Annotated in this window: 21 protein-coding genes and 1 other RNA gene; 9 read left to right on the top strand and 13 right to left on the bottom strand. The window is 43.0% G+C overall.

The window, feature by feature from the left end; translation table 11 throughout:
• Positions 1–166: 166 nt before the first annotated feature.
• From ACH10T_RS06450 to smc, 7 genes are all read right to left on the bottom strand, one after another.
• The gene (locus ACH10T_RS06450; protein ID WP_394808493.1) at positions 167–874 is read right to left on the bottom strand and encodes an HAD-IA family hydrolase; all 708 of its coding nucleotides are present in this window, start codon (positions 872–874) and stop codon (positions 167–169) included.
• 14 nt (positions 875–888) lie between these two features.
• Positions 889–1,068: non-coding RNA, 6S RNA (ssrS, locus tag ACH10T_RS06445), on the bottom strand.
• A 20-nt stretch (positions 1,069–1,088) separates the two neighbouring features.
• Entirely contained in the window at positions 1,089–1,388 is a 300-nt protein-coding gene (locus ACH10T_RS06440) for a cell division protein ZapA (protein WP_394808492.1), read from the bottom strand.
• Complete coding sequence (locus tag ACH10T_RS06435) at positions 1,378–1,578, bottom strand: hypothetical protein (RefSeq protein ID WP_394808491.1); 201 nt, start codon at positions 1,576–1,578, stop codon at positions 1,378–1,380. The genes ACH10T_RS06440 and ACH10T_RS06435 overlap by 11 nt, the downstream gene beginning before the upstream one ends.
• A 133-nt stretch (positions 1,579–1,711) precedes the next feature.
• A complete protein-coding gene (locus tag ACH10T_RS06430; RefSeq protein ID WP_394808490.1) occupies positions 1,712–1,957 on the bottom strand; it encodes a CDGSH iron-sulfur domain-containing protein in 246 nt (81 codons plus the stop codon).
• 249 nt (positions 1,958–2,206) lie between these two features.
• Positions 2,207–3,391: a cell division protein ZipA C-terminal FtsZ-binding domain-containing protein gene (locus ACH10T_RS06425; RefSeq protein ID WP_394808489.1), complete on the bottom strand. Its 1,185-nt coding sequence runs from the start codon at positions 3,389–3,391 to the stop codon at positions 2,207–2,209.
• A gap of 86 nt (positions 3,392–3,477) precedes the next feature.
• On the bottom strand, positions 3,478–7,023 hold the full coding sequence (smc, locus tag ACH10T_RS06420) for a chromosome segregation protein SMC (RefSeq protein ID WP_394808488.1): 3,546 nt from the start codon (positions 7,021–7,023) through the stop codon (positions 3,478–3,480).
• A 92-nt stretch (positions 7,024–7,115) separates the two neighbouring features.
• Between smc and queF the strand changes: the two genes are divergently transcribed.
• The gene (gene queF, locus ACH10T_RS06415; RefSeq protein ID WP_394808487.1) at positions 7,116–7,535 is read left to right on the top strand and encodes a preQ(1) synthase; all 420 of its coding nucleotides are present in this window, start codon (positions 7,116–7,118) and stop codon (positions 7,533–7,535) included.
• Positions 7,536–7,911: 376 nt separating this feature from the next.
• The gene (locus ACH10T_RS06410) at positions 7,912–8,979 is read left to right on the top strand and encodes a LysM peptidoglycan-binding domain-containing protein (RefSeq protein ID WP_394808486.1); all 1,068 of its coding nucleotides are present in this window, start codon (positions 7,912–7,914) and stop codon (positions 8,977–8,979) included.
• A 22-nt stretch (positions 8,980–9,001) separates the two neighbouring features.
• On the opposite strand, the gene ACH10T_RS06405 is transcribed toward ACH10T_RS06410, so the two are convergent.
• The gene (locus ACH10T_RS06405) at positions 9,002–10,459 is read right to left on the bottom strand and encodes a M17 family metallopeptidase (RefSeq protein ID WP_394808485.1); all 1,458 of its coding nucleotides are present in this window, start codon (positions 10,457–10,459) and stop codon (positions 9,002–9,004) included.
• Positions 10,460–10,628: 169 nt separating this feature from the next.
• On the opposite strand from ACH10T_RS06405, the gene ACH10T_RS06400 reads away from it, so the two are divergent.
• Together ACH10T_RS06400 and ACH10T_RS06395 are read left to right on the top strand one after the other, a co-directional pair.
• Positions 10,629–11,423 (top strand): thymidylate synthase, encoded by a 795-nt coding sequence (locus ACH10T_RS06400; protein WP_394808484.1) that lies wholly within the window; start codon positions 10,629–10,631, stop codon positions 11,421–11,423.
• On the top strand, positions 11,420–11,938 hold the full coding sequence (locus tag ACH10T_RS06395) for a dihydrofolate reductase (RefSeq protein WP_394808483.1): 519 nt from the start codon (positions 11,420–11,422) through the stop codon (positions 11,936–11,938). Before ACH10T_RS06400 ends, ACH10T_RS06395 begins: the two co-directional genes overlap by 4 nt.
• A gap of 114 nt (positions 11,939–12,052) precedes the next feature.
• Here the strand turns inward: ACH10T_RS06395 and ACH10T_RS06390 are convergent, their stop codons facing one another.
• From ACH10T_RS06390 to apbC, 4 genes are all read right to left on the bottom strand, one after another.
• Positions 12,053–13,228 carry a type III PLP-dependent enzyme gene (locus ACH10T_RS06390; protein WP_394808482.1) on the bottom strand — a complete coding sequence of 392 codons (1,176 nt, stop codon included), beginning with the start codon at positions 13,226–13,228 and terminating at the stop codon, positions 12,053–12,055.
• A gap of 365 nt (positions 13,229–13,593) precedes the next feature.
• Positions 13,594–14,799: a TIGR03790 family protein gene (locus ACH10T_RS06385; protein ID WP_394808481.1), complete on the bottom strand. Its 1,206-nt coding sequence runs from the start codon at positions 14,797–14,799 to the stop codon at positions 13,594–13,596.
• Between the two features lie 97 nt (positions 14,800–14,896).
• Positions 14,897–15,463, bottom strand: a complete 567-nt coding sequence (dcd, locus tag ACH10T_RS06380; protein WP_394808480.1) for a dCTP deaminase — start codon at positions 15,461–15,463, stop codon at positions 14,897–14,899.
• Positions 15,464–15,475: 12 nt separating this feature from the next.
• A complete protein-coding gene (apbC, locus tag ACH10T_RS06375) occupies positions 15,476–16,564 on the bottom strand; it encodes an iron-sulfur cluster carrier protein ApbC (RefSeq protein ID WP_394808479.1) in 1,089 nt (362 codons plus the stop codon).
• Between the two features lie 124 nt (positions 16,565–16,688).
• Here apbC and metG point away from each other — a divergent pair, with 124 nt between their 5' ends.
• Genes metG through ACH10T_RS06360 form a run of 3 tightly spaced genes read left to right on the top strand, consistent with a single transcriptional unit; the run spans position 16,689 to position 19,962 of the window.
• Entirely contained in the window at positions 16,689–18,797 is a 2,109-nt protein-coding gene (metG, locus tag ACH10T_RS06370; RefSeq protein WP_394808478.1) for a methionine--tRNA ligase, read from the top strand.
• A 14-nt stretch (positions 18,798–18,811) separates the two neighbouring features.
• Positions 18,812–19,189: a DUF4440 domain-containing protein gene (locus ACH10T_RS06365; protein WP_394808477.1), complete on the top strand. Its 378-nt coding sequence runs from the start codon at positions 18,812–18,814 to the stop codon at positions 19,187–19,189.
• A gap of 5 nt (positions 19,190–19,194) precedes the next feature.
• Complete coding sequence (locus ACH10T_RS06360) at positions 19,195–19,962, top strand: YggS family pyridoxal phosphate-dependent enzyme (RefSeq protein ID WP_394808476.1); 768 nt, start codon at positions 19,195–19,197, stop codon at positions 19,960–19,962.
• Here ACH10T_RS06360 and ACH10T_RS06355 read toward each other — a convergent pair.
• Positions 19,959–20,114: a hypothetical protein gene (locus tag ACH10T_RS06355; RefSeq protein ID WP_394808475.1), complete on the bottom strand. Its 156-nt coding sequence runs from the start codon at positions 20,112–20,114 to the stop codon at positions 19,959–19,961. The genes ACH10T_RS06360 and ACH10T_RS06355 overlap by 4 nt on opposite strands.
• Positions 20,115–20,162: 48 nt before the next feature.
• On the opposite strand from ACH10T_RS06355, the gene ACH10T_RS06350 reads away from it, so the two are divergent.
• Both ACH10T_RS06350 and ACH10T_RS06345 read left to right on the top strand, forming a co-directional pair.
• On the top strand, positions 20,163–21,587 hold the full coding sequence (locus tag ACH10T_RS06350) for an SEFIR domain-containing protein (RefSeq protein WP_394808474.1): 1,425 nt from the start codon (positions 20,163–20,165) through the stop codon (positions 21,585–21,587).
• Between the two features lie 6 nt (positions 21,588–21,593).
• Positions 21,594–22,763 (top strand): AAA family ATPase, encoded by a 1,170-nt coding sequence (locus ACH10T_RS06345; protein WP_394808473.1) that lies wholly within the window; start codon positions 21,594–21,596, stop codon positions 22,761–22,763.
• Positions 22,764–22,770: the final 7 nt, after the last annotated feature.

Here is a 22,770-nt window from a genome sequence, read left to right as displayed (position 1 = left end):
GCTGCTGGCTCGCCGGTGGCTATGCAGAACAGACAGCCTAGTTGCGCCTTGAAAACAAGAAATGAGGGTAATAATGCAAAAAATGATGCGATTCAGGTAAAAATTGGGCAAATTATCGCAATATTACATAATCACTCGGCTTGATCTCTACTGCGCGATGAATTATTCAGCGTTTCCATAAAGTTTTTTTTAGCCAAATTTCAAAAGCCTGGTGATCCTTCAAATCGTATTGCCAGCACTGAAAACCGAGTGCTTTACCCGATGCAATATTTTGTGGCTGATCATCAATGTAAATGGTTGAAACTGGATTAAGCTGATACGTTTTGATTGCGTATTGATAGATTGCAAATTCTGGTTTAAGAAAACCGACTTTAAATGACAATATTTTATGTTTAAAGTAAGAAAATTCGGGGTATGCAGTAAATATCCAGGGGCAGTGGATTGCATTGATATTTGAAATCAGAATTAATGAGTGATTATTGCTGGCAAGTTGCCGAACACAGCGCCACATGGGTTCATTTGTGGTGAAAATTTGTTGCCAGGCCTGATAAAACTGTGGCAGTGTGGCATCGCTTTCGAAGATCTTCAGTGCCCAATTCGCATAGCTTTCCGGGTCGATTAATCCGGCTTCTAATGCATCTTTCTGCTCAAGTACTTGTAGAATCCGCTCTTTGTGGTTATTAATCCTTTCGGGTATCAACTTTAGCAGGGATGATTCAAAATCAAAATCGAGTAGAACACGGCCAATATCAAACAAGAATGTTTTATGGAAGAAGGTGAGAGGAGCCTTGATGCCTTGTCGCATGTGAAATTCATTGTTAGGAACAAGTAGTAAGCGAAAAACTAAAAAGGACAAGAAATTTTTACTAAACATTTCTTGTCCTGTGATAGCTCCCCACGTATGCCGTCAGATCTTCATCTTGAACCATGAGGTCCAAGGCGGTTGCTTCACGGATACATCAGGCACATCCAGTATATCGGTGCGCACAACAGTATCACTAAAGTCCACAACCATTTTCTAATACTTGGTTCAAAGAATATAGATCTTAACAAACACCGCAGGGATTAACTTTATTTGTACAACAATTCTAACTTTCTGTCTTGATCATTTCTTCATCAACTTTCTTTATTAACGAGTTAATTCTACGCCTAAATTCATTCATGTCAAAGCCAGTTCCATTACGTAGCATGAGTAATTCATGCGTGATGCTCAGTGCTGCAATAATTGCAATACGATCAGAATCAATAACTTTTCCTTCTGCTTTGATTTCTTGAATTTTTCTGTCTAAATAAGCAGCTGAAAGTTGAATTTCTTCTCGCTCTTCGTCGGGGCAAACAACACAAAATTCACGCCCCATGATATCAAGATTCAGCGGTTTATTGTTCATTATCTGGCATATTTAAAAGTAGTGTTTCGAGCCGACCAGCTGCAACATGTATTTTCTCATTTAGTTTTTCACATTGGGCGTGCGTGGCTGCAAGTTCTTTACGTAACTTTTTATTTTCTATGCGAGTATCCTGATACAAGCGTAAAAGCAGAAAAACTTTTTCTTCTAAAGATTTCAGTTCTGTTTCCATAGAGACACTACTTTTTGAACTATTAAAAGGCTAATGAGTAACCAAATTTTAAATTCTGTTGACGTGCCTCAGTACTTGATCGCAGTCGCGATGATTGTTTTTGTTTTATGAAAGTACAGTGCCTATTTATTATTTACAGTTTGAGATGAGTACCATCACAAAAAGGAGCATTGCCGGTTTTCTTGCAAGTACATAACCAAGCCGTTTTATTCTCACTAACGCTAAATTTTTTTGGTGTGAATTCGGTATTCTTATGTGAACCATCGCAAAAAGGCTGGGATTTGCTCCGGCCGCAAGTGCACCAATAGTAGTCTTTTCCTGATTCAAGCTTGACTTCAATGGGCGAAAAAGATTGTCCTGTATTCGAAGATTGATTCATTATTATCTCTTTATCAAAGAAGGTTATTATAGTAATTAATCATCTAATTCAAATGTGCTACTGCGATTTAAAATTAGTTCTCATGCCCAATTGATATAATTATCATTCACATAGCTTAGCATTCTACAATTTCTACTAAACAATATTTCCTAACAATTTGTTTCATAATAAATTTATTGAAACGGCTTGTTATCCTAATAGCGATTACGGATGCTTAAGTATTTATCTTTAATTTTCAGTGAAAGTTTTTTATACAAACAACCTCAAGGCACTTGGGCTACCTGCATTAATATGATTCTTTTTCATCGAAGTTTGTATCTCTATTAATTGTTGTTTACTTCTAAGGATTCCGCTATCACTTAATGGAACCCGATTATCATCGACCATAATCCCGCCAAGCGTATTGGAGAAAATCTTCGCCAAGTGTGTCATTTGGTCGAACACCCTTTCTCCAAGAGCAACTCTCGGAACATCCAACAGGAACGTTATACCGTGTGTTGTGAGTGATTTTATGTTATCGGGCAAGAATGGAGATGATTCATAATTGTTGAGTGTGAACAATACATTATTATTATCATCGCGATATTTGAAAATCCCTTCCGATTCGAGCCGGAATCCAGATGCTTCTGCCAATGCCCGAATTTTTGTGCCAACAAATGCGCCGTCATCTTTACTAATGATATTAATGCCTATCATAACATCCACTTCAGCGCAGAATTTATCAAGCATTACAGCTTTTTCATGCGTACTGACAATGTCTGGACATTCTGCTGTAGCATGTACTTGCGACGCAAAATCTAGTACCAGATCCCTGAACTTGGATAAATTAACTTCACTAATAGGGCCAGCTCTATCAGCAAGCTGCAAGCAGCCTCTCAAATGACTGTAACCATCACTGTCAACATTGGATTCATTGGTGATTTCTTCCCAAGAATCATTTTTATCGCGCTGACCCAGCCAGTAAACAGGTTTCCCGAAGTCAAATTTGCTTTGAAGCAGTTTGGCGATATAGGTATTGGCAATAACCGATTCTGATCGAACGTTGACAACGTAATTTGTATTACTGTCGTAATCTAGAATGGGTGAGATGGTAGATGAATTTGTAACGGCACTGGTTGAAATATTGACAAGGGTGTTAGCTGGTGATCTCGCCGGTGATTTCTTGGATTCAATGGGGGGGAATTCGGTTTGAATAAAAGGATCGAATGGCATATCTGGCGGCGTTTTATTGAATTTTGGTTCAATACGTTGAAAGTTTTCTTCAGAATTATGAGTATCTAAAAGAATATCATCGTGCTTGTGATCAAACGCGGCTTGTACTTTACGCCGGTAACGCAGTTGTTGTAGCCAATTGAAGACAGCAACACCGGTAATAACTAGTATACCGATGATAATCAAGCTTATTTGCAAGTCACTCATATTCAATATCTCCATAATACCTCCTTGCTATCTCCTAAAAATACCGTTATGCAAAGCACAGATATCAGATTATGTCAGTTTTATACGTTCAACTACAATCATTAGATCACAGGTTGTTCATTCCGCTTTCCCAATTTAATGGCATCAGCGAGATCAACAGCCACAATTCTTGATACTCCTTGTTCCTGCATTGTAACGCCTATTAATCGTTGTGCCATCTCCATGGTTATTTTATTATGACTAATAAACAGGAATTGGGTTTGTTGCGCCATATTTTTTACTAACTCACAAAAGCGTCCAGTATTGCTGTCATCGAGTGGTGCATCTACTTCATCCAGCAAGCAAAACGGTGCCGGATTTAACCGGAATAAAGAAAAGATCAGCGCCAATGCAGTGAGGGCTTTTTCTCCACCCGATAATAAATGAATAGAGCTGTTCTTTTTCCCTGGTGGTTGCGCCGTCAATAATAAACCGTCATCGGGCATCTTATCATCACAAAATTCGAGCCGGGCTTTCCCGCCGGTAAAAATAACCGGAAAAATATCGCTTAAATAAGTATTGACCAATGTAAAAGTTTCTTGCAATCGCAATTGAGTGTCTCGATCTATTTGCTGGATAGCATTCTCCAGCGTTGCAATGGCTGTATTGATATCCTGTAATTGATTAAGTAAACTGGTTTCACGTGCGCGAGCAATCTCCAGCTCATCTAAAGCAGCAAGATTAACCGTTCCTAGCGTGGCAATTTCTGTATTAGCTTTATGGATCTCTGATTGTAATGCAGCAATATCTTTTTTTTCTGATAAGGATAACAATTGTTTCGTGTCAACGTTAGCATTGCTGATCAGTTCATCAAATTGGCTAATTGCAATATTGGCCGCTTGTTCCTTGAGTCGGGTTTGATTGATGGCATCTCGTAATACATGCGATCTTTGTTCTGATGCCATACGGGCATTTTCAATTTCACGTAAATAGCGTGCAGTATCCTCGACTTCTTGACGCGCGTGTGAGGTTGTTTGTTCAATCGATTTGCGTTGTGTCTGAGCAGCTTCTAATTGTTTATTGAAGGGAGTTTCATCAAAACCATCTTTCTCTTTGAGCAAATCGGCATAATTTCTTGTTAATTTTTGTAAATCTTCATCGATAGATTTTACGCTAAGTTCAATTTCATTAATTTTACTCTGGCAAGTCTTGACATGAAAGGCAATCTCCTGCATTTCCTTTGTTGATTGCTGAATGTCTTGTCGTTGACTGATGAGTAAACGATCGGCTGTCTCCCAAGCTAGCTGAGCTTGCTGTACATTTTCTTTAGACGTATCAATTTGCTCCAGGTTTTTTGTTAATCTTGCTTTCGCTGATTCTTGTAACGAAACCTCGTTGACGAGTGCCTGCTTGATTTCAATCAATTCAGAATTGATCTGGTCATTGCGATGAGCGCTGCGCTCATTAATTTGTGAAAGCTTTACTATCTCAAGTTGTAACTGATGCCAACGCTGCTGTATTTTTTTGCTATTCTCTTTAATTATCTGGAGGGTACGATTAAATTCAGAACACTGCTGTTCAGCTTCTACTAGAAAACCATGCTGATGATGGAGTAGAGATTCAATCTGATCAATTTCTTTTTGTAAATTAGTAAGTTCTTGTTGTCTGGACAGAACGCCATGTAATTGAGAATCCGGCGCATAAAAAGTGAAACTATTGTGCGTAATAATATGCCCCTGCCGTGTTACCAGCATTTCGCTTGAGTTTAGCATGGATCTTTTGCTGAGACCCGCTTGAACGTCCGCTATCACATATACCTTGCTTAACCAATCCTCCAGTACATTATTGGTTTCGTGCTGATCTGCCATGATATAAGCAAGCAATCTCTCACAGTTTATCTGGTTAATGGTTGGTTGATGCTTAGTATCACATGAGGTAGTCCGGGTTTGCTCAAAAACTGTCCATTTCCCAGGTGGCACCTCATCAATCCAATTCCGAATACTATCTAATTGCTCAAATTCGATGCTATTGAGCCGCTCGCGCAAAACTGCTTCCAAAGCATTTTCCCATTCAGGCTGGATTTGTATTTTTTGCCAGAGGCGAGGTAAAACATCCCATTGCTGTTTGCTTAGCCAAGCAGTTAAACTTGGATCGTTTTCCAGTTTTTGTTGCAGATTCTGCAATGCGTTGAAGCGGGCAGTTGTCTGCGATAATGTGTGTTGCAGCTCTTGAATTTTGCTAGTTATTTGCTGTTTAAATTGGGTTGCCGCAGTGAATTGGTTTTCTATGTCCTGATGTTTGCGATTTTCTTCATTCAAAGCATGTTCAGCTTGATCCATTTCTAGCTGAAGCTTAGTTAATCCGGCTGGATCAATGGATGCAAGCTCACTCTGCTCTTTCAGTAAACGGGCGTATCGTGCTTCAAGCTGCTGGATATTTTTTTCAGCATGGGAAATGTGGCTGTATTCAAGTTGATTAGCCTGTTCGGTTAAAAGAAGATTATGCTGACATTTGTTTAATTTTGCTTGGCAAGCGAGGGAATTCGCTTCAATGACAGGAAGTTTTTTGCTTCCTTCATCATTCTTGATGATACTTTGTTGATGATTTAATTCCGCTTTCGTTCTTTCCTGACGCCAATGCGCTAGGTTTTCTAATTTAACTTTTCTTAATTCATTGTTTCTTTCCAGTTGATTTTCAGCTTCCTGAATTTGGTGTGTTAAACGGTCAATTGTGTTTCTCAGGTAATTTATCTCTTGCTTCAGGCGTCCTATTTCAGCATCGTTAGCATACAATTGCCCTTGTAATTGGAGCAGTTTGTCATTGACGGTATATTCTTTTATTCGGGTTTTCTCATATTCTCTTTCTGCATTGTGTTGATTCGTTAGCGTAATCTCCAATTCGGCTTCAAGTCCTTGAATTTCATTTTTTGCGTGCGTTCGTTGGTCAATTGCATCGGTTCTCCGCTGCAGCCACAATATGGATTGTGATCTCTGCAATTTTTCTTGCAATGACTTATATTGCTGGGCGATTTTTGCCTGAATTTCGAGATGTTGCAGCTGAAATTCTAATTCTTGACAAAGATCTGCTAAGCGTGTGAGATTTTTCCGAGTTTCTACAAGACGTAAGAAAGTTTCCTGTCTTCTCTCTCGATATTGGGAGATTCCTGCGGCTTCTTCCAGAAAACTTCTTAATTCTTGAGGTTTTGCCTCAATAATCCGTGAAATCATGCCTTGCTCAATAATTGCATAACCTCGACCTCCGACCCCAGTGCCTAGGAAAAGATCGTAAATATCACGTCGCCGTACTTGCAAGTTATTAATATAATAACTTGAGATACCATCGCGCTGAAGCACACGTTTAATAGCGATTTCTGAATAACTAGACCATTGTCCGGTTATTTTGCTTAGGTGATTGTCGAATACTATTTCAACACTGGCGCGCCCAACAGCTTTCCGGTTATCTGATCCAGCGAAAATAACATCTTGCATCGAGTCTCCTCGTAAAGCAGATGCTTTGGATTCACCCAGAACCCATCGTACCGCATCAATAATGTTTGATTTTCCACAACCATTGGGACCCACGATACCTACTAGATCTTGGGAAACAGAAATTACAGTTGGATCGACGAATGATTTGAAGCCGGCGAGTTTGATATGGGCTAAGCGCAATTTTTTTTATGAGATAAGGCAGTTATAATAGAAAAAGTACATAGCACGAACCATTTATTGTAACTGAATTAATTTAAACATGAGCATGAAGAATGACCAGTAAACCTAAGAAGAAGCTTGAGACATTTCCGAATCCATTTGTAGACCGGGATTATCATATCCATATGGAAATTCCTGAATTTACCTGTTTGTGCCCCAAAACGGGGCAGCCCGATTTTGCAACCTTAATACTGGACTATATTCCAGATAAAAAATGTGTTGAGCTGAAAAGCCTCAAGCTTTATATCTGGTCATACCGAGACGAGGGGGTATTTCATGAAGCGGTTACTAATAAAATTCTCGATGATCTCGTTGCAGCTTTAAAGCCAAGATATATTCGATTAGTCGCACGCTTTTACGTACGTGGCGGAATTTTCACCAACGTTACAGTTGATTATCGAAAAGCAGGGTGGCAGAAAAAACCAACAGTTTTACTTCAAGAATTCAATAGCCAGTCGAATATTCGGGAGTAATTCTTAATACTTTACTTGCAGTACATTATGTAACATAATAATAATATACAAAATTTAATTGATATAGATATTTTTTTATGTAAAAAATAGTTTGCAAAGATCAAAAATTTATATATCCTGTCAGTTGGTATGGATATAAAAATAGTATATATAAATGATTTTAAAAAGAAATAGCCTTTTTGTTTTACTGATACCACTACTTTTCTGGACTTGTACATTTATATCGCTGGATGCATTTGCGGAGAAATTAGTACAAGACAAGATTCAGTATCATACAAATTTGTGGAGTCGCTTACAAAACGGTTTTGTACTGGCACTACCGCCCGACAATAAAATAATTCACAGAATAGGTACCTCCTATTCGCAGAATCCGGAATTGTTTAATCGTATTATTGCGAACAGTGAACGGTATCTTTTTTATATTGTGGAGGAAGTAGAACGCCGGGGTATGCCGATGGAAATTGCGTTGATCCCGGTCATTGAAAGTACTTACAATCCTCTGATTAAGTCTAATAGCCAAACTGCCGGTTTGTGGCAATTTCAACCAGAAACAGGACGAATCTTTGGGTTAGTGCAAAACGTTTGGCATGACGATCGCCGTGACATTGTTGCATCAACTCAGGCGGCTCTTGATTATCTTCAATATCTTTATCAGAAATTTGATAATTGGAAGTTGGCCATTGCGGCATACAATTTAGGTGAAGGTGCAGTAAGTAAAGCATTATCTAGGAATATTCATAAAGGCAGATCAGAAAATTTTTATGACTTAAATCTGCCTATTGATGCAAAGCACTACGTATATAAGTTGTTGGCGGTTAAAGATATCATTGTTAATTCTAAAAAATATGGTGTGCAAATTCGACCAATAGCGAATCGACCGTATTTTGACCAAATTAAAATACATGAACCGATCGACATCTCATTAGTTACCCGTCTAGCAAACATTTCTGAGGTTGAATTTAATGCCTTAAATCCGGCCTATAATCGCTATGTCATTAAAGTGTCTGATGCACCCCGTACTTTATTATTACCGAAAATCAATAAAGAGATCTTCTTAAGAAATCTGGAAACTTATCAAGATCCGCGAGTGTCATGGCAGATCTATCGCGTCAAGAAAGGTGAGAATATAAATGAAATTGCAGACAGACATTGTACTACCGTAAGGCAATTAAAGGCAATTAACGGAATTGCCAGACATAAAAATATCACGCTTGGGCAGAAAATTCTGGTTCCGCATGATGTGACTGAGAATCAGGCCGATGATATTGCACGAAAGAAGAAACAGTTACAAAATTATCAGTCGAATGTTTATGTCGTAAAAAAAGGCGATACTCTGTATGAGATTGCAAAGCGGTATGGTACAACCGTTGATCAAATTAAATCATGGAATGATAGTGATGAGAATCTATCCATTGGCCAGAAACTGGTGATTGTGAAAAGTTAGTTGCAACAAACACTTTACCTGTTCAGACAGTTCTCAGAAATTCGACAGCCCAACTGACACCGAATCCGGTGATTTCACTGTCCACAGCGCCCAAGCCATCTTTATGACTACTGGCAGATAAATCCATGTGTAGCCAGGGTGTATCGTTAACAAATCGTCGCAGAAAACATGCGGCGAGAATATGATCGAATTCTCCGCCTATCTCACATTGTTTGATATCTGCAACATTGCTTTCAAGACTTTCTTCATAATCAACGTCCATTGGGAAAAGGCAAACACGTTCACCGCTTCTTTGGCCTGCGGAAAAAGCCTTCTGGGACAAATCGTCGCGATTACTAAAAATGCCACTATAACGTGATCCCAGAGCGGTTTTCATGCTGCCGGTTAGGGTAGCGAAATCGATGATCAGATCTGGTTTTAATTTACTCGCCAATGTTAAGGTATCTGCTAGTACCATACGTCCTTCAGCATCGGTGTGGACTATTTCAATTGATAGTCCACTCAGTGCTGAGATGATGTCATTCTGCTTATAAGCGCGTGGACTGATATGATTCTCTGCTATCGCCAGCCAACAGTCAATTTTGACTGGGATTTCAGCTCGCGTGGCAGCAAGCAGAATACCCAGTGCGACAGCAGAACCATTCATGTCCTCGTGCATGCCCTGCATATGCCGGGCTGGTTTCAAATTATGGCCACCGGTATCAAAACAGATGCCCTTTCCGACAATGGCGATATTTTTATTCTGTGTATGCTGTTTACAGTGATGTTGCAGATGAACAATGACAGCATCTTCGGAATCACTGCCTTGTGCAACAGCAACAAAAGCGCCTGCACCGATTTCCTTTAGTTTGTTTAAATCATATTCCTGATATCTCCAGCCTTCATTCTCAGCTAGTTTCTTAATTTGCTGGCGATAGGTTTTTGGTGTTAGTTCGTTTGCTGGTAATGCGGTTAAGCCACGCGCTAATAAATTTCCCTCAGCCAGTGCGCGTTGCAGGGTAAAGCTACCAGCATCTTTATAACCATATAAATAAATTTTATCCAATGGTTTTCTAATTGGCTTACTTTTACGTACGGGAAGGGCGGCGCCATTGACCCAGGTGGCGTAGACGGCCAATTCAGAAAAATCTTTTCGTTGTTGAATCGTGCCATAGACATTAATATGTATTTCGGAAGGGTTTTCTGACAGAAGCAATTTAAGCGCTTTCCGCACGCAGGTTTGTTGATCGAACACGGTCTTGCTTGTATCTAGCATGACCCAAGCACATAATTCACCCTTCTCAAGATTCGCACTCACTGGCGTATTACTTAGATCAGTCAATTGCATTTCACGTCGCAACAACAGCTTTCTCAGTGGCTCTTCACCAGTGATATCGAACTTCTTGGGGATTTTTTCTAATTTGGGGAGTATTACGAGAATATGTGATGCTTTAATAGATTGATCGATAGGTGATATATTTTGGAAAAGTGATGCCAGCATTGAAAGCTTTCCTGTTGAATATTATTTTTTGAATGACAATACCGGACGTCATTGCATAAAAATGGTTATTGATAATCTTGTTATTATATACGCCTTATACGCATTACGGCTGAGATAGCCTGTAGCGAATGGACTTTATTCTGATTCTAATGAGGAGTATCAACTAAGAATGCGCCAATATCTTGAGCTAATGCAGTATGTTATGAATCATGGGCATCAAAAATCTGATCGAACAGGTACCGGCACACTCTCAGTTTTTGGCTATCAAATGCGTTTTAATTTAGCCGATGGTTTTCCTTTAGTGACAACCAAGAAGTGCCATTTGAAATCTATTATCCACGAATTATTGTGGTTCTTGCAAGGCAATACAAATATCGGCTATCTCCGCGAGAAAGGGGTATCCATATGGGATGAGTGGGCTGATACGAATGGTGATCTTGGTCCGATATATGGTCATCAATGGCGATCCTGGACAACAGCAGATGGTCAGCATATCGATCAGCTTAAGCAGGTCATCGAACAGATTAAAAGCACACCTGATTCACGGCGCATGCTTGTTTCTTCATGGAACGTAGGGGATTTACAAAAAATGCGATTACCCCCATGCCATGCATTTTTTCAGTTTTATGTGGCGGACAATCGATTATCGTGTCAACTTTATCAACGCAGTGCTGATATTTTTCTCGGCGTGCCTTTTAATATCGCATCGTACGCATTGCTTACTTTAATGATTGCGCAAGTCTGCAACCTTGAAGCGGGGGATTTTGTGCATACCTTAGGTGATGCGCATCTATATCTGAATCATCTTGATCAAGCACGCGAGCAGTTAAAGCGTGAGCCGCGGTCATTGCCGGTTATGCAATTAAATCGAGATATCAGCGAGATATTGGATTTTAGCTATGAGGATTTTACTTTGGAAAATTATGATCCTTATCCGGCTATCAAGGCACCAGTAGCTGTATGACGTCATTGCGTCTATCCCTATTAGTAGCCATGGCAAGAAATCGCGTGATCGGCAGGAATAATAAATTACCTTGGCATTTGTCGGCCGATTTGAAGCATTTTAAGTTCCTGACGATGGGACAAACCATTTTGATGGGACGTAAAACATATGAATCTATTGGTAAACCTTTGCCCGGTAGGATTAATATTATTATCACGCGTCAGGCAGGATATGAAGTGCCCGGAGCGATTGTGGTTAATTCGATTGACGATGCGCTTCTAATGTGCGAAAAAAATAGATCGATCAATGGTGAGAATTTTATCATTGGGGGCGAAGAACTTTACCGGCAAACCCTTAAAATTTGCCAGCGCATGTATATTACCGAGATACAGAGAGATTTTGAGGGGGATGTTTGCTTTCCAGAATTTGATCCCAACGAGTGGGAGGAAACACAACGGGATAAGCATATTTCAGAAAACGACACCAATCTGGAATACCATTTTGTCATCCTTGACCGTAAGGTAAGTGCAATTTAACTGTTGCTTTGACGGATTTTTGCACTGGTAATGGAAAAAATGGTGAAGTGCGCTGAGGCTACTTCACCATTTTTATATAGGACTGCCGATCGATCAGCTATTAATAAGGAATACTTAGATCACTTTCACATCGGGTAAAGGAAACCCATTAAAATTACTGGCGTAGGCAGTCGTATAAGCACCCGCGTTGGGTATATAAATGAAATCACCTTCCTGCATGTCGTTAGGTAGCATGAGATCATGCATCAGAATATCGACTGAATCACAAGTTGGGCCAGCAACAGACCAGGGAATATCGTTACCTTTTCGATCAGTCAAGATTTCATAGCGTAACCCTTCAGTAATTTCTATGACACCACCAAACATGCCTGCATCCCAATACATCCATCGTTTTCCATTCCGGGTTGCTGTGCCCACCACTCGGCAAACAAAATAAGCTGAATCGGATACTAAATAACGGCCAGGCTCTGCCATGATACGGATATTGTCCGGTAAATCAGCAATGGCATCGTTGATGACTTCAGCAATGATTTCAATCGAAGGGATGGGTTTGATATGGCGAACCGGGTAGCCGCCACCAATATTAAGCAGCCGAGGATTTAAGCCCACATGTTTCATATCAGCAAAAACTTTTTTGGCACGTTCAATACCGACCCGCCAATTCTGCGGGTTACGACACTGTGAACCCACATGAAATGTAACGCCAGTCAAATCTGCATTAAGCTTTACCGCTTCTTGAATGATTTCATTAATGTCGGCAAGATGCGTACCGAATTTTCCCGCTAATGGCCAATCACTGCCGATATTCGGCGTGTCGATGCGTAAATACATCTTGGCATCGGGTTTGACACTGACAATTTTGCGCAATTCTTCAATGCTGTCTAGCACATACCATTCAACGCCTTTCTTCGCAGCGTATTCGAGATAGGCCCGGGATTTCATCGGGTTGCTATAAAATATTTCAGCGGCAGATACACCCAGCTTCATTAACAGATCAAGCTCGGCTATAGAGGCAATCTCAAAGCCAGCACCTTCTTCAATGAGTGTTTTCAATACACGCTCATCGGGATTGGCTTTAACTGCATAATGCGGATGGACTCGTGGCATGGCAGCTTGAAAGCGCCGGGTTTTTTGCCGGACGATGTTACGGTCAATCAGTAAAAAAGGGCGTTGATAGCCTTTCTTTAGTTCATTTTGAACGTACTTAAAATTCAGACTATTTTCAGGATGGGTGTCAAACAGGACTTCAGATTGATCGGATTTCTGAAGTGTAGAGGGAAATATATGCATGGGTGTCTTCCTTTAAAAATGGCTACGTCACAGGAATATGAACATTGACTAAATCAACTGCAGCAAAAAAGTTCTTGATACTTTTCATGATGACCTCCTTATCGGTAAGTTAGCTTGTTTTAAATTTTCACGCATTATAGTCTGCATTTCAGGCAAATCAAGTATTTTTTTATATGAGAATTAATTTTTATATAGTGCAAATTAGGTATTTTAAAACAATGCATTATGCAATTGCTTTTTATGCGGGATTGGACGGGTATTTTTCAATAAAGTTTAGGCAATTCTTTTTAAATGGACGACTGGTTTCAACACTATGAAATATGGTCTATTTTATTTTTTATATTAGAGTACTCCCTGAGTAATGATCAATTCCATTGCAACTTCAAATAACCATTTGTCTTTTCATTAAACCTGAAATGGATAAGATTTTTTCCTTGGCGGATTGACTGTTGTCTCGAATGAAGTTTGAATGGCCCAGCGGCAGAAAGCGATTTCTCAATTTTTAGCCGTCCTGCGCGGGGTGAGAAAATCGTCAATTCATAGCGGCCAGGGCTGATTTTCCGTAATAATGGAGCAAATGGCTTAGCCAGTGGTTCACCGATGAATACGCCTTGCCCCGGCCAGGCTACACTTTTCCAATATGCCTCAATGGCAGTGGCACCCAATGCATAATGAAACATGGCAACCGCGGGGGAAGGAAATTTTTGTGGATAGCTGCAAGGCTCAACAACTGTCCCATAACTCGCTGTGGCGCCAGCCTCCAGCCAACGCAAACTGCTCATTTGAGAAGAATCGGTCAGCATGCCGCCGGCCGATGTTAAATGATCCGCTAATGCGCCGGGTAGAAAACCAAGTGTCTCCAGCATGGGTACTGCAACTAATCCAGTAAAGTAAAAAAGAATGTCTTGATGATCAGAAATGAAATTGTTTTCCAGTATCTGTAGAGAAAAAACACCGGCCAGATCCTTTGCGGTCTGTGCATAACTCATTGCGCGATTATTCCGCGTTTTGTCCGAAGTGCTGAGTAAATAAGCTTGACCATTTGGAAAGCTGTGATCGGAAGCGATGCCTCGGTCTATCAATGCCTTGACATGTTCAAAGGAGATCCCTGCCAGCATCATGGCAGGCCGAAGTTTATAATCAGTGGCTGGATACTGGCTTTGCGCATTGAAATAAGGGCTAAGTGCTGTCGGTGCGCATTCTGTGGAACAATATTTTTTATCGAAACCCAGCGCCAATGCGGAAGTCAAAGACATACAGCCCACCCGGTAGGGGCTGGTCCAAGCAACCGCGTAAGCTTGTACGTGACCAGGGGTAAGCTGATCAATCGTTGCTTTCAGTTGTTGAAATTCTTTCGGTGTCATCGCACTGCGTTCGGATGAAAAGCGCAGATGAATCATGTTGCTTTCAGGGATACGCCGTGCTTTCTGGTAGTAGCTACCAATTTGCCGGGATAAGGGATCGTCATCATTGACGATGACCGCAATGTCTTCCGGCATGAACCCGGTATGGGGTAAGGAGATTCGTGTTTGCGCTTCCGCAGAAAAAGCTGCAGAAAATTGAATAAGCATTAAAAGAACGGAAAGTCGTCTGATCCGCTTTAAACTTTCGCGTAGCAACATCATAAAAGAGTCCCGCACATCCACATCAGTTGTTGACTGACACACTTTATATTTTTGGCAATGTGACACCCTGCTGGCCTTGGTATTTGCCGCCGCGATCTTTGTAAGAAGTTTCGCAGACTTCATCCGATTCAAAAAAAATAACTTGTGCGACCCCCTCGTTGGCATAAATTTTAGCAGGCAGGGGGGTTGTGTTAGAAAATTCCAGAGTGACGTACCCTTCCCATTCCGGTTCAAATGGGGTGACATTGACGATAATGCCGCAGCGGGCATAGGTTGATTTACCCAAACAGATTGTCAGCACATTGCGTGGGATGCGGAAATACTCAACGGTGCGGGCCAGCGCAAAAGAATTGGGTGGAATGATGCACACATCACTTCGGACATCAACAAATGAATTGGAGTCAAAATTCTTCGGATCGACGATAGTGGAATTGATATTGGTAAATAACTTAAATTCATCCGAGCAACGGATATCGTAACCATAGCTTGAAGTGCCATAGGAAACAATCCGTTGATCGTTTTTCTGACGAATCTGATCGGGTTCGAAGGGTTCGATCATGCCATAGGTTTGCGCCATGTGACGTATCCACTTATCTGATTTAATCGTCATTCCTTAGCCTTTTTAGTTATCTTCCATTATGATCTTGGCGAATAGTCCTGAGTGATCTTCAGCGGATGCAGCCACTTTAACGGCGATTCGCCGTGCGATCAGCCGATAGATATCGGCTATTTTACCGTCCGGTTCAGCGACCACGCTCGGTTTACCCATGTCCGTATGTTCGCGAATTTTGATATCGAGGGGTAACGCACCCAAGAATTCCACATCATAGTCTTGGCACATCCTTTCACCGCCGCCGGTTCCAAATATCGGTTCTGTGTGTCCGCATTGAGAACAGGTATGCGTGCTCATGTTTTCCACAATGCCAAAAATCGGAATCCCAACTTTTTCAAACATTTTCAATCCTTTGCGCGCGTCGAGCAAAGCGATATCTTGTGGTGTAGTAACAATGACAGCGCCGGTTACGGGTATTTTTTGTGCAAGCGTGAGTTGAATGTCGCCGGTGCCCGGTGGTAAATCCACAATCAAATAATCCAGATCTTTCCAGTTGGTGTCATTGAGTAACTGTTGCAATGCCTGTGTAACCATCGGGCCGCGCCAAACCATCGGCGTTTCAACATCAATCAGCAAGCCAATGGACATGGCTTGGATACCATGCGCCAGAACGGGTTCCATAGTTTTGCCATCGAGCGATTCCGGGTGGCTTGTGATTCCCAGCATTTGCGGTTGTGATGGGCCATAAATATCCGCATCCAGAATCCCCACGACCGCACCTTCCGCCGCCAATGCTAATGCCAGATTAACCGCAGTTGCCGATTTGCCGACACCGCCCTTGCCGGATGCCACCGCAATGATATTTTTAACGCCAGGAATTAACTTGACACCTCCTTGTACGCTGTGAGGGATGATTTTGCTGCTGACCATGACTTGGATATTTCCAATGTCCGGTATTGATTTCAGTGCATCAACAATTTGTTTTTGGATAGTATCTTTGACACTATTTGCTGGATAACCTAGTTCGACTTCCAGGGATACATTGCTTTGATCAACCTGAATATTACGTACGGTCTGCGAGGTCATGTAATCCTTGCCCGTTGTGGGATCAATCACTTGCTTGAGTACAGATTGTATTTGTTGCTCGGAAATAGTCACTACAAACTCCTTTTTACAGCCAATTAATGATTAATAATTTAATAAGGGGATGGTAACAAATATCAGGAATGCCCACACAGTTTGTTACAATTCACCTTTATCTAATCTGATTTCATGAGAGTTAATGAATAAGCGAAAAATTCTGGTTACCTCTGCGCTGCCTTATGCCAATGGCAGTATTCATTTAGGCCATTTGGTGGAATATATTCAAACGGATATCTGGGTACGATTTCAGAAAATGCGCGGGCATACGGTTTATTATGTGTGTGCGGATGATACGCATGGCACACCGATCATGTTGCGTGCGGAGAAAGAGGGCATAACACCAGAAGCATTGATCGCGCGCGTACACGATGAGCATTCGGCCGATTTTGCCGGCTTTCATATCCAATTTGATAACTATTACAGTACGCATTCGCCGGAAACACGTCATTTCTCCGAAGTCATTTACGGCAAACTCAAGGCTGCCGGATTGATCGCAATACGCGGTATCGAACAACTCTATGATCCGGTTAAAAACATGTTTTTGCCCGACCGGTTTGTCAAAGGAGAATGCCCGAAGTGCGGCGCCAAAGATCAGTACGGCGATTCCTGTGAAGCCTGCGGTGCGGCCTACACGCCAGCGGAACTGAAAAATCCCTATTCGGCTGTCTCCGGTGCCAAGCCAGTCAAGAAATCATCGGAACATCATTTCTTTAGCTTGTCCGATACGCGTTGTGCTGATTTTTTGCGGCGCTGGACCCGCGAAGCCGACCATTTGCAGCCGGAAGCAGCAAATAAAATGCGTGAATGGTTGGGCGAAGCGGGGGAGAACAAGCTATCCGATTGGGATATTTCGCGGGATGCGCCTTATTTTGGTTTTGAAATACCCGATGCGCCGGGCAAGTATTTTTATGTCTGGCTGGATGCGCCGATTGGCTACATGGGCAGCTTCAAGAATCTATGCGCTCGCGAGCGCATAGATTTTGACGAATTCTGGCAGCAACCATCGGATACCGAGCTGTATCATTTTATCGGCAAGGATATTTTGTATTTCCATGCTTTATTTTGGCCTGCGATGCTGGAAAATGCGGGTTACCGGACACCCACGAAGATTTTCGCGCATGGCTTCCTCACCGTGAACGGTGAAAAAATGAGTAAATCCCGTGGCACGTTCATTACCGCGGAAAGTTACCTGAAGCAAAGTCTGAATCCGGAATGGCTGCGCTATTATTACGCGGCCAAACTCAACAGCACGCTGGAAGATATTGACCTGAATCTGGAAGATTTTGTCGCGCGGGTCAATTCGGATTTGGTCGGTAAGTTTATTAATATCGCCAGCCGCTGCGCCGGTTTTATCAGTAAACGGTTTGACGGCAAACTTGCGGATGGTGCGCAGTATCAACAATTGCAATCCTTGGTGAATGAACGTTTTGCTACCTGGCGGCCCGATTCCATTGAAAAAGCGTTTGAAGAAAGAGAGTTTTCATCTGCGATTCGCCAGATCATGAAATTCGCCGACGAAGCAAATGAAATGATTCACGAACTGGCGCCCTGGGAAATTGCCAAGAATCCCGATCGAGGAGAAGAGTTACAGCGAGTTTGCAGTCTAGGGATACAACTTTTCTATGTGCTATCGCGTTATCTGAAACCTATCTTGCCGGAAACAGTGAAACAGATTGAGCTTTTTCTCAACTGTGGAGCACTATCCTGGCCTGAACTACGGGAAGGTCAACCGGTTTCGGATTTGTTATTGCCTGCCGGGCACACAATCAATGTTTATCAGCATTTGATGACACGTATTGACGCCAAACAAATTGATGCATTGATCGCAGCCAATATGCAAAGCCTGGCACCCGTTGCTCAAGCCCATTCTCCTGCGCGGCATGCAGAAAAACAGCAACACGCTGCGACATCGATTGCCGACACGATTTCGATTGATGACTTCAGTAAGATCGATTTACGTGTGGCAAAAATCGTCAATGCCGAACATGTGCCGGGGGCGGACAAATTACTGAAATTGACGCTGGATATTGGTAATGAACAGCGCACGGTTTTTGCCGGTATCAAATCGGCGTATGACCCGGAACAATTGAAAGGGCGCTACACAGTGATGGTTGCGAATCTTGCGCCGCGCCAAATGAAATTCGGACTATCGGAAGGCATGGTGCTGGCAGCCGGTGGTGGCAATCCGGGCGAATTGTTCATTCTTTCTCCCGACGCAGGCGCGCAACCCGGAATGCGTGTTAAATAACCGGTATCCTTTGTATGGAATTGCAAGGTATCGCGGAACACATCAAACAAAGAGAACTGGAATTATTGCAAACGAATTGGAGAGCAAATCCCGCTCTGATCAATGACTGGTTATCCGCAGACTTTGAAGAGATCGGCAGCGATGGGCAAGTCAGTCAAAGAGTTGACGTGGTCAATTGGTTGTTGAATAAGGATAACGCTATTCAATGGTCGCTCACGGATTTTAGAATTAAAGTGTTAACGAATGGCTTGATAATGGCTGTCTATTTTGCAAAAAAATGCAATGATCCGAGCAGCACCAGCAAGGGGTCGATCAGAACATCGATCTGGCAGCATCAAGGGGATCATTGGAAAATAGTATTTCATCAGGCAACTAAGCGATTAGAAGCCTAAGCGCAATGGATCAGGAGAATACATTGGAACTCAACGAAGAACAGCAATTCAACGAAATTAAAACCAGTCTTGCAATGGTTAAACAACGCATTGTCGATACCTGCCAGCGAATTGGGCGCGATCCTGCCAGTGTGCGGCTTCTGCCTGTCACCAAAACAGTACCGGCGGAAAGATTGCGCATTGCCTTTGCTGCGGGTTGTCTCGAAATGGGGGAGAACAAAATTCAGGAAGCGCGTGAAAAATCTGAAGTGATGAAAGATTTAGCGATTAAATGGTCGATCATTGGTCATTTGCAAACCAACAAAGCCAAATATCTGGCACGTTTTGCCAATGAATTCCAAGCGCTCGATAGCCTGAAAGTCGCCGAAGAACTCGACAAACGTTTGCAAAATGAAGGACGCGCGATTGACGTCTTTGTGCAGGTGAACAGCTCCGGCGAAGCCAGCAAATTCGGTTTGGCACCGGAAGATGTGCGCACTTTTGTCATGGAATTGCCCAACTTCTCATCGCTGCGCATCAAAGGACTCATGACACTGGCGATTTTTTCTGCCGATCACGACCGGGTGCGCGAATGTTTCATCAAAATGCGCGAAATCCAAGCCATGCTGCGTCAGGAAGCACCGGCCGGTTTGTCATTCGACGAACTTTCGATGGGCATGTCGGGAGACTATGAACTGGCGATCGAGGAAGGTGCGACGGTGGTGCGTGTCGGACAAGCGATTTTCGGGAAACGGCCGCTACCGGATAGTCATTACTGGCCAGGATTGGGTTAAGCGGGATCTTTCTGGACAACGATTTTGTCGCGTTCAATGATTTGCTTAAATGCTTCGCTGGTCGTTGCCCAATCCACCAAATCAACTTTATAAGGTAAATTTGATTCGGCAAAAGCTTCGGCCAGTCGTGAATTCAGATCCAACCCCATCATTAGTCACGCCTTTGACAATGCATTGGACTTTCAGTACATTTGCCCTCCATGATCAAAGTATTCATCAGCTACAGCCACGATTCCGACGAGCACCGCGAGTGGGTGCTCGGTTTATCCGAGCGTCTGCGTGCCAATGGCATTGAGACGATTCTTGATCGCTATGTCAGAAACGATTCCCCGCCGGGGGGCTGGCCACGCTGGATGTCGAATTCGCTGGATGAGACGACGCATGTGTTGTGCGTTTGTACGGAAACCTATTACCGCCGTTTCCACGGGCACGAGGTTCCAGGCAAAGGTAAGGGCGTGGATTGGGAAGGCACGATGATAGCGCAAGAGCTCTACGATGCGCGCTGTGTTTCAAACAAATTCATCCCGGTGCTGCGTAGCTCAACCGACGAACTGCACATTCCAAAACCGCTAAGGCCACGAACCCATTATGTGTTGAACACCGAAGGCAACTACCAAGTGCTTTATGATGACTTGTTGGATCAAGGCGGTGTGGAACCGGGTCCTGTCGGTCCGCCAAAAATAAAACCTCGCGCGATTGGCACGCCGATAACTTTTGATACACAACCACAAAGAACCGCATCGCAAGCGCACACGCGTGACAAAAAATCTCTTGACCATTCTGGCGATTTGGATCAAGTCGATCAAAAAAGCAAACCAATACGTAACCCAGAATACCTATTGGGTTTGTTAGATAGAAAACCACAACATGTGCATTTTGATGGCCAGATTCCTGAAAAGCGACCTATTGACGAAGGAAAAGCTTACGGATTTTGTATTTTCGGTCCCCGGAATGAATGGCCTAACGCTGTGCGATTTACACTGTCGCATTTACTTGAAGAACATAAGATTTCTTATTCCAAACAATCTCCAGAAATAAAACCACTGGAAACCAGACTAAATCTGACTGATGGAAGTGCAGAATTGTTATCAATAGGAGAAACTCATTTGTGGAAGCTTTTGGGGCGCCAATTAAACTGCCGCTCTGAAGAAACAGATATTTTGAAGACGCTTCAGAGTAAAGAAGAATCACATATTTTCTTCCGCGAATTGGCCGGGGACGAAGTTAAAAATCATAACTTTATCGCCGGAGTGCTTTTGGCATGGTCAAAGTTAACATTTGGCGTCAATTCCCACAGTCATTTTCTCCTGCTGATTTGTGAATCGGATTACCTGAGCGATTCAATGTTTGGCTGGTTATTTCATAAGCGATCATCTTCCAGATGGTATCAGGATCTACAAAAGCTATTATCCCGTCACCAGTTAGAAAATTCGTTGCTGCCAACACTATGTTCACCAACCGTTGCCGTGGATGTCGAAGATTGGTTCAAAAATCGTAATGAAATACCCGAGCAGTTACGTATCACGATTCGGAAAGCGCTGTCCAAGCATTCAGCCATCCCGCTTGGAGATTTGAAAGAAAAAATATTCCCGTTATTACAAAACCACCATTCAACTCGAGAGTAACCCACCATGTCGATCATTCTACAACCTCATTATTATTCAGGTCGCGGCAAGGATTTAAAGCCGGAAAAATGGCGTAGCCTACCCGGATTCAACCCCGACGATTTGACGCATCCAAAAGATTATCTGGCTCCGGCGGGTTTGGTTTCCGCTGTCAATGTGGCACTGGAGCTGGGTATGCCGCTGTTGCTGACCGGCGAGCCGGGTTGCGGCAAGTCGCAGCTGGCTTATAGCCTGGCTTGGGAATTGGATCATCCGCCAAATCCGGATGATGCTTGGCAAAAACCGCTGGCTTTCACCGTCAAATCGGATACGCAAAGCCGTGATTTATTTTATCACTTTGATACCTTGGGGCGATTCCGTGCCACGCGCAGGGATGGTGAAAATGACGATCCGCGGCGCTTTTTGCGTTTTGAAGCGCTCGGCATGGCGATCTTGCAAGCATTGGGGATAGACGTAGTCAGCAAGCTCGGATTGTACGATTGTCTTGACGTATCGGGCGAATCGCAACCGATTGCAGAACCGCGGCGCTCGGTGGTGTTAATCGACGAAATCGACAAAGCGCCGCGCGAGGTGCCGAATGACATTCTGAACGAAATCGAACGCATGAGTTTTGATATTCCGGAATTGTTCGAAACCGCGCGCAAGAAAACCACGATATCGTTGCAAGCGGCAGCAATGCGGCCGATCGTGATTATCACCAGTAATCGCGAACGCGAATTGCCGGACGCTTTTCTGCGCCGCTGCGTGTATTTCCACCTCGGCCTGCCCGCTTTTCGCAGCAAACCGGGCAATACGGCAGCTGGCGCCGCAGGGAATGCGGAAGGCGGCGATGTCAACATCGAAAGCATTATCGAGAAGCGCTTGAATATCAAAATCCCCAGCGAAGAGACTGTGCCGAATGCGCAGAAAAGCGTGTGGGCGGCGGGGATTTCTTTTTTCCATTATCTACGTAGCGAAGGGCAATTGGAAAAACAGCCGTCGATTGCAGAATTGTTGAATTGGATGCAATTGCTGCAGAAACGCAGCCAACGGCTGACCGAAACGCCGTACCTGAGCAATGCAGCATGGCTGGAAGTCTTTACTGCCAGTGCCGGTGTAACCTTATTTAAGCGCAAGGAAGATCAAGAACACCTCCATCAATTAATCGACCGCTGGAAAGAGCGGCCGGTCGCCTAACCTAACC

The sequence above is a fragment of the Nitrosomonas sp. genome (genome assembly GCF_043753625.1).
Classification (GTDB): Bacteria; Pseudomonadota; Gammaproteobacteria; order Burkholderiales; family Nitrosomonadaceae; genus Nitrosomonas.
The sequence above is the reverse complement of the archived record's forward strand: the minus strand, read 5'-3'. Positions and strand labels throughout refer to the sequence as shown.

Excerpts from the sequence above, each read along its gene's own strand:
- ACH10T_RS06450 (WP_394808493.1), bottom strand. The coding sequence starts at position 874 with ATGTTTAGTAAAAATTTCTTGTCCTTTTTAGTTTTTCGCTTACTACTT.
- ACH10T_RS06440 (WP_394808492.1), bottom strand. The coding sequence starts at position 1,388 with ATGAACAATAAACCGCTGAATCTTGATATCATGGGGCGTGAATTTTGT.
- ACH10T_RS06435 (WP_394808491.1), bottom strand. The coding sequence starts at position 1,578 with ATGGAAACAGAACTGAAATCTTTAGAAGAAAAAGTTTTTCTGCTTTTA.
- ACH10T_RS06430 (WP_394808490.1), bottom strand. The coding sequence starts at position 1,957 with ATGAATCAATCTTCGAATACAGGACAATCTTTTTCGCCCATTGAAGTC.
- ACH10T_RS06425 (WP_394808489.1), bottom strand. The coding sequence starts at position 3,391 with ATGGAGATATTGAATATGAGTGACTTGCAAATAAGCTTGATTATCATC.
- queF (WP_394808487.1), top strand. The coding sequence starts at position 7,116 with ATGACCAGTAAACCTAAGAAGAAGCTTGAGACATTTCCGAATCCATTT.
- ACH10T_RS06405 (WP_394808485.1), bottom strand. The coding sequence starts at position 10,459 with ATGCTGGCATCACTTTTCCAAAATATATCACCTATCGATCAATCTATT.
- ACH10T_RS06400 (WP_394808484.1), top strand. The coding sequence starts at position 10,629 with ATGCGCCAATATCTTGAGCTAATGCAGTATGTTATGAATCATGGGCAT.
- ACH10T_RS06395 (WP_394808483.1), top strand. The coding sequence starts at position 11,420 with ATGACGTCATTGCGTCTATCCCTATTAGTAGCCATGGCAAGAAATCGC.
- ACH10T_RS06390 (WP_394808482.1), bottom strand. The coding sequence starts at position 13,228 with ATGCATATATTTCCCTCTACACTTCAGAAATCCGATCAATCTGAAGTC.
- ACH10T_RS06385 (WP_394808481.1), bottom strand. The coding sequence starts at position 14,799 with ATGCTTATTCAATTTTCTGCAGCTTTTTCTGCGGAAGCGCAAACACGA.
- dcd (WP_394808480.1), bottom strand. The coding sequence starts at position 15,463 with ATGACGATTAAATCAGATAAGTGGATACGTCACATGGCGCAAACCTAT.
- metG (WP_394808478.1), top strand. The coding sequence starts at position 16,689 with ATGAATAAGCGAAAAATTCTGGTTACCTCTGCGCTGCCTTATGCCAAT.
- ACH10T_RS06365 (WP_394808477.1), top strand. The coding sequence starts at position 18,812 with ATGGAATTGCAAGGTATCGCGGAACACATCAAACAAAGAGAACTGGAA.
- ACH10T_RS06360 (WP_394808476.1), top strand. The coding sequence starts at position 19,195 with ATGGATCAGGAGAATACATTGGAACTCAACGAAGAACAGCAATTCAAC.
- ACH10T_RS06355 (WP_394808475.1), bottom strand. The coding sequence starts at position 20,114 with ATGATGGGGTTGGATCTGAATTCACGACTGGCCGAAGCTTTTGCCGAA.
- ACH10T_RS06350 (WP_394808474.1), top strand. The coding sequence starts at position 20,163 with ATGATCAAAGTATTCATCAGCTACAGCCACGATTCCGACGAGCACCGC.
- ACH10T_RS06345 (WP_394808473.1), top strand. The coding sequence starts at position 21,594 with ATGTCGATCATTCTACAACCTCATTATTATTCAGGTCGCGGCAAGGAT.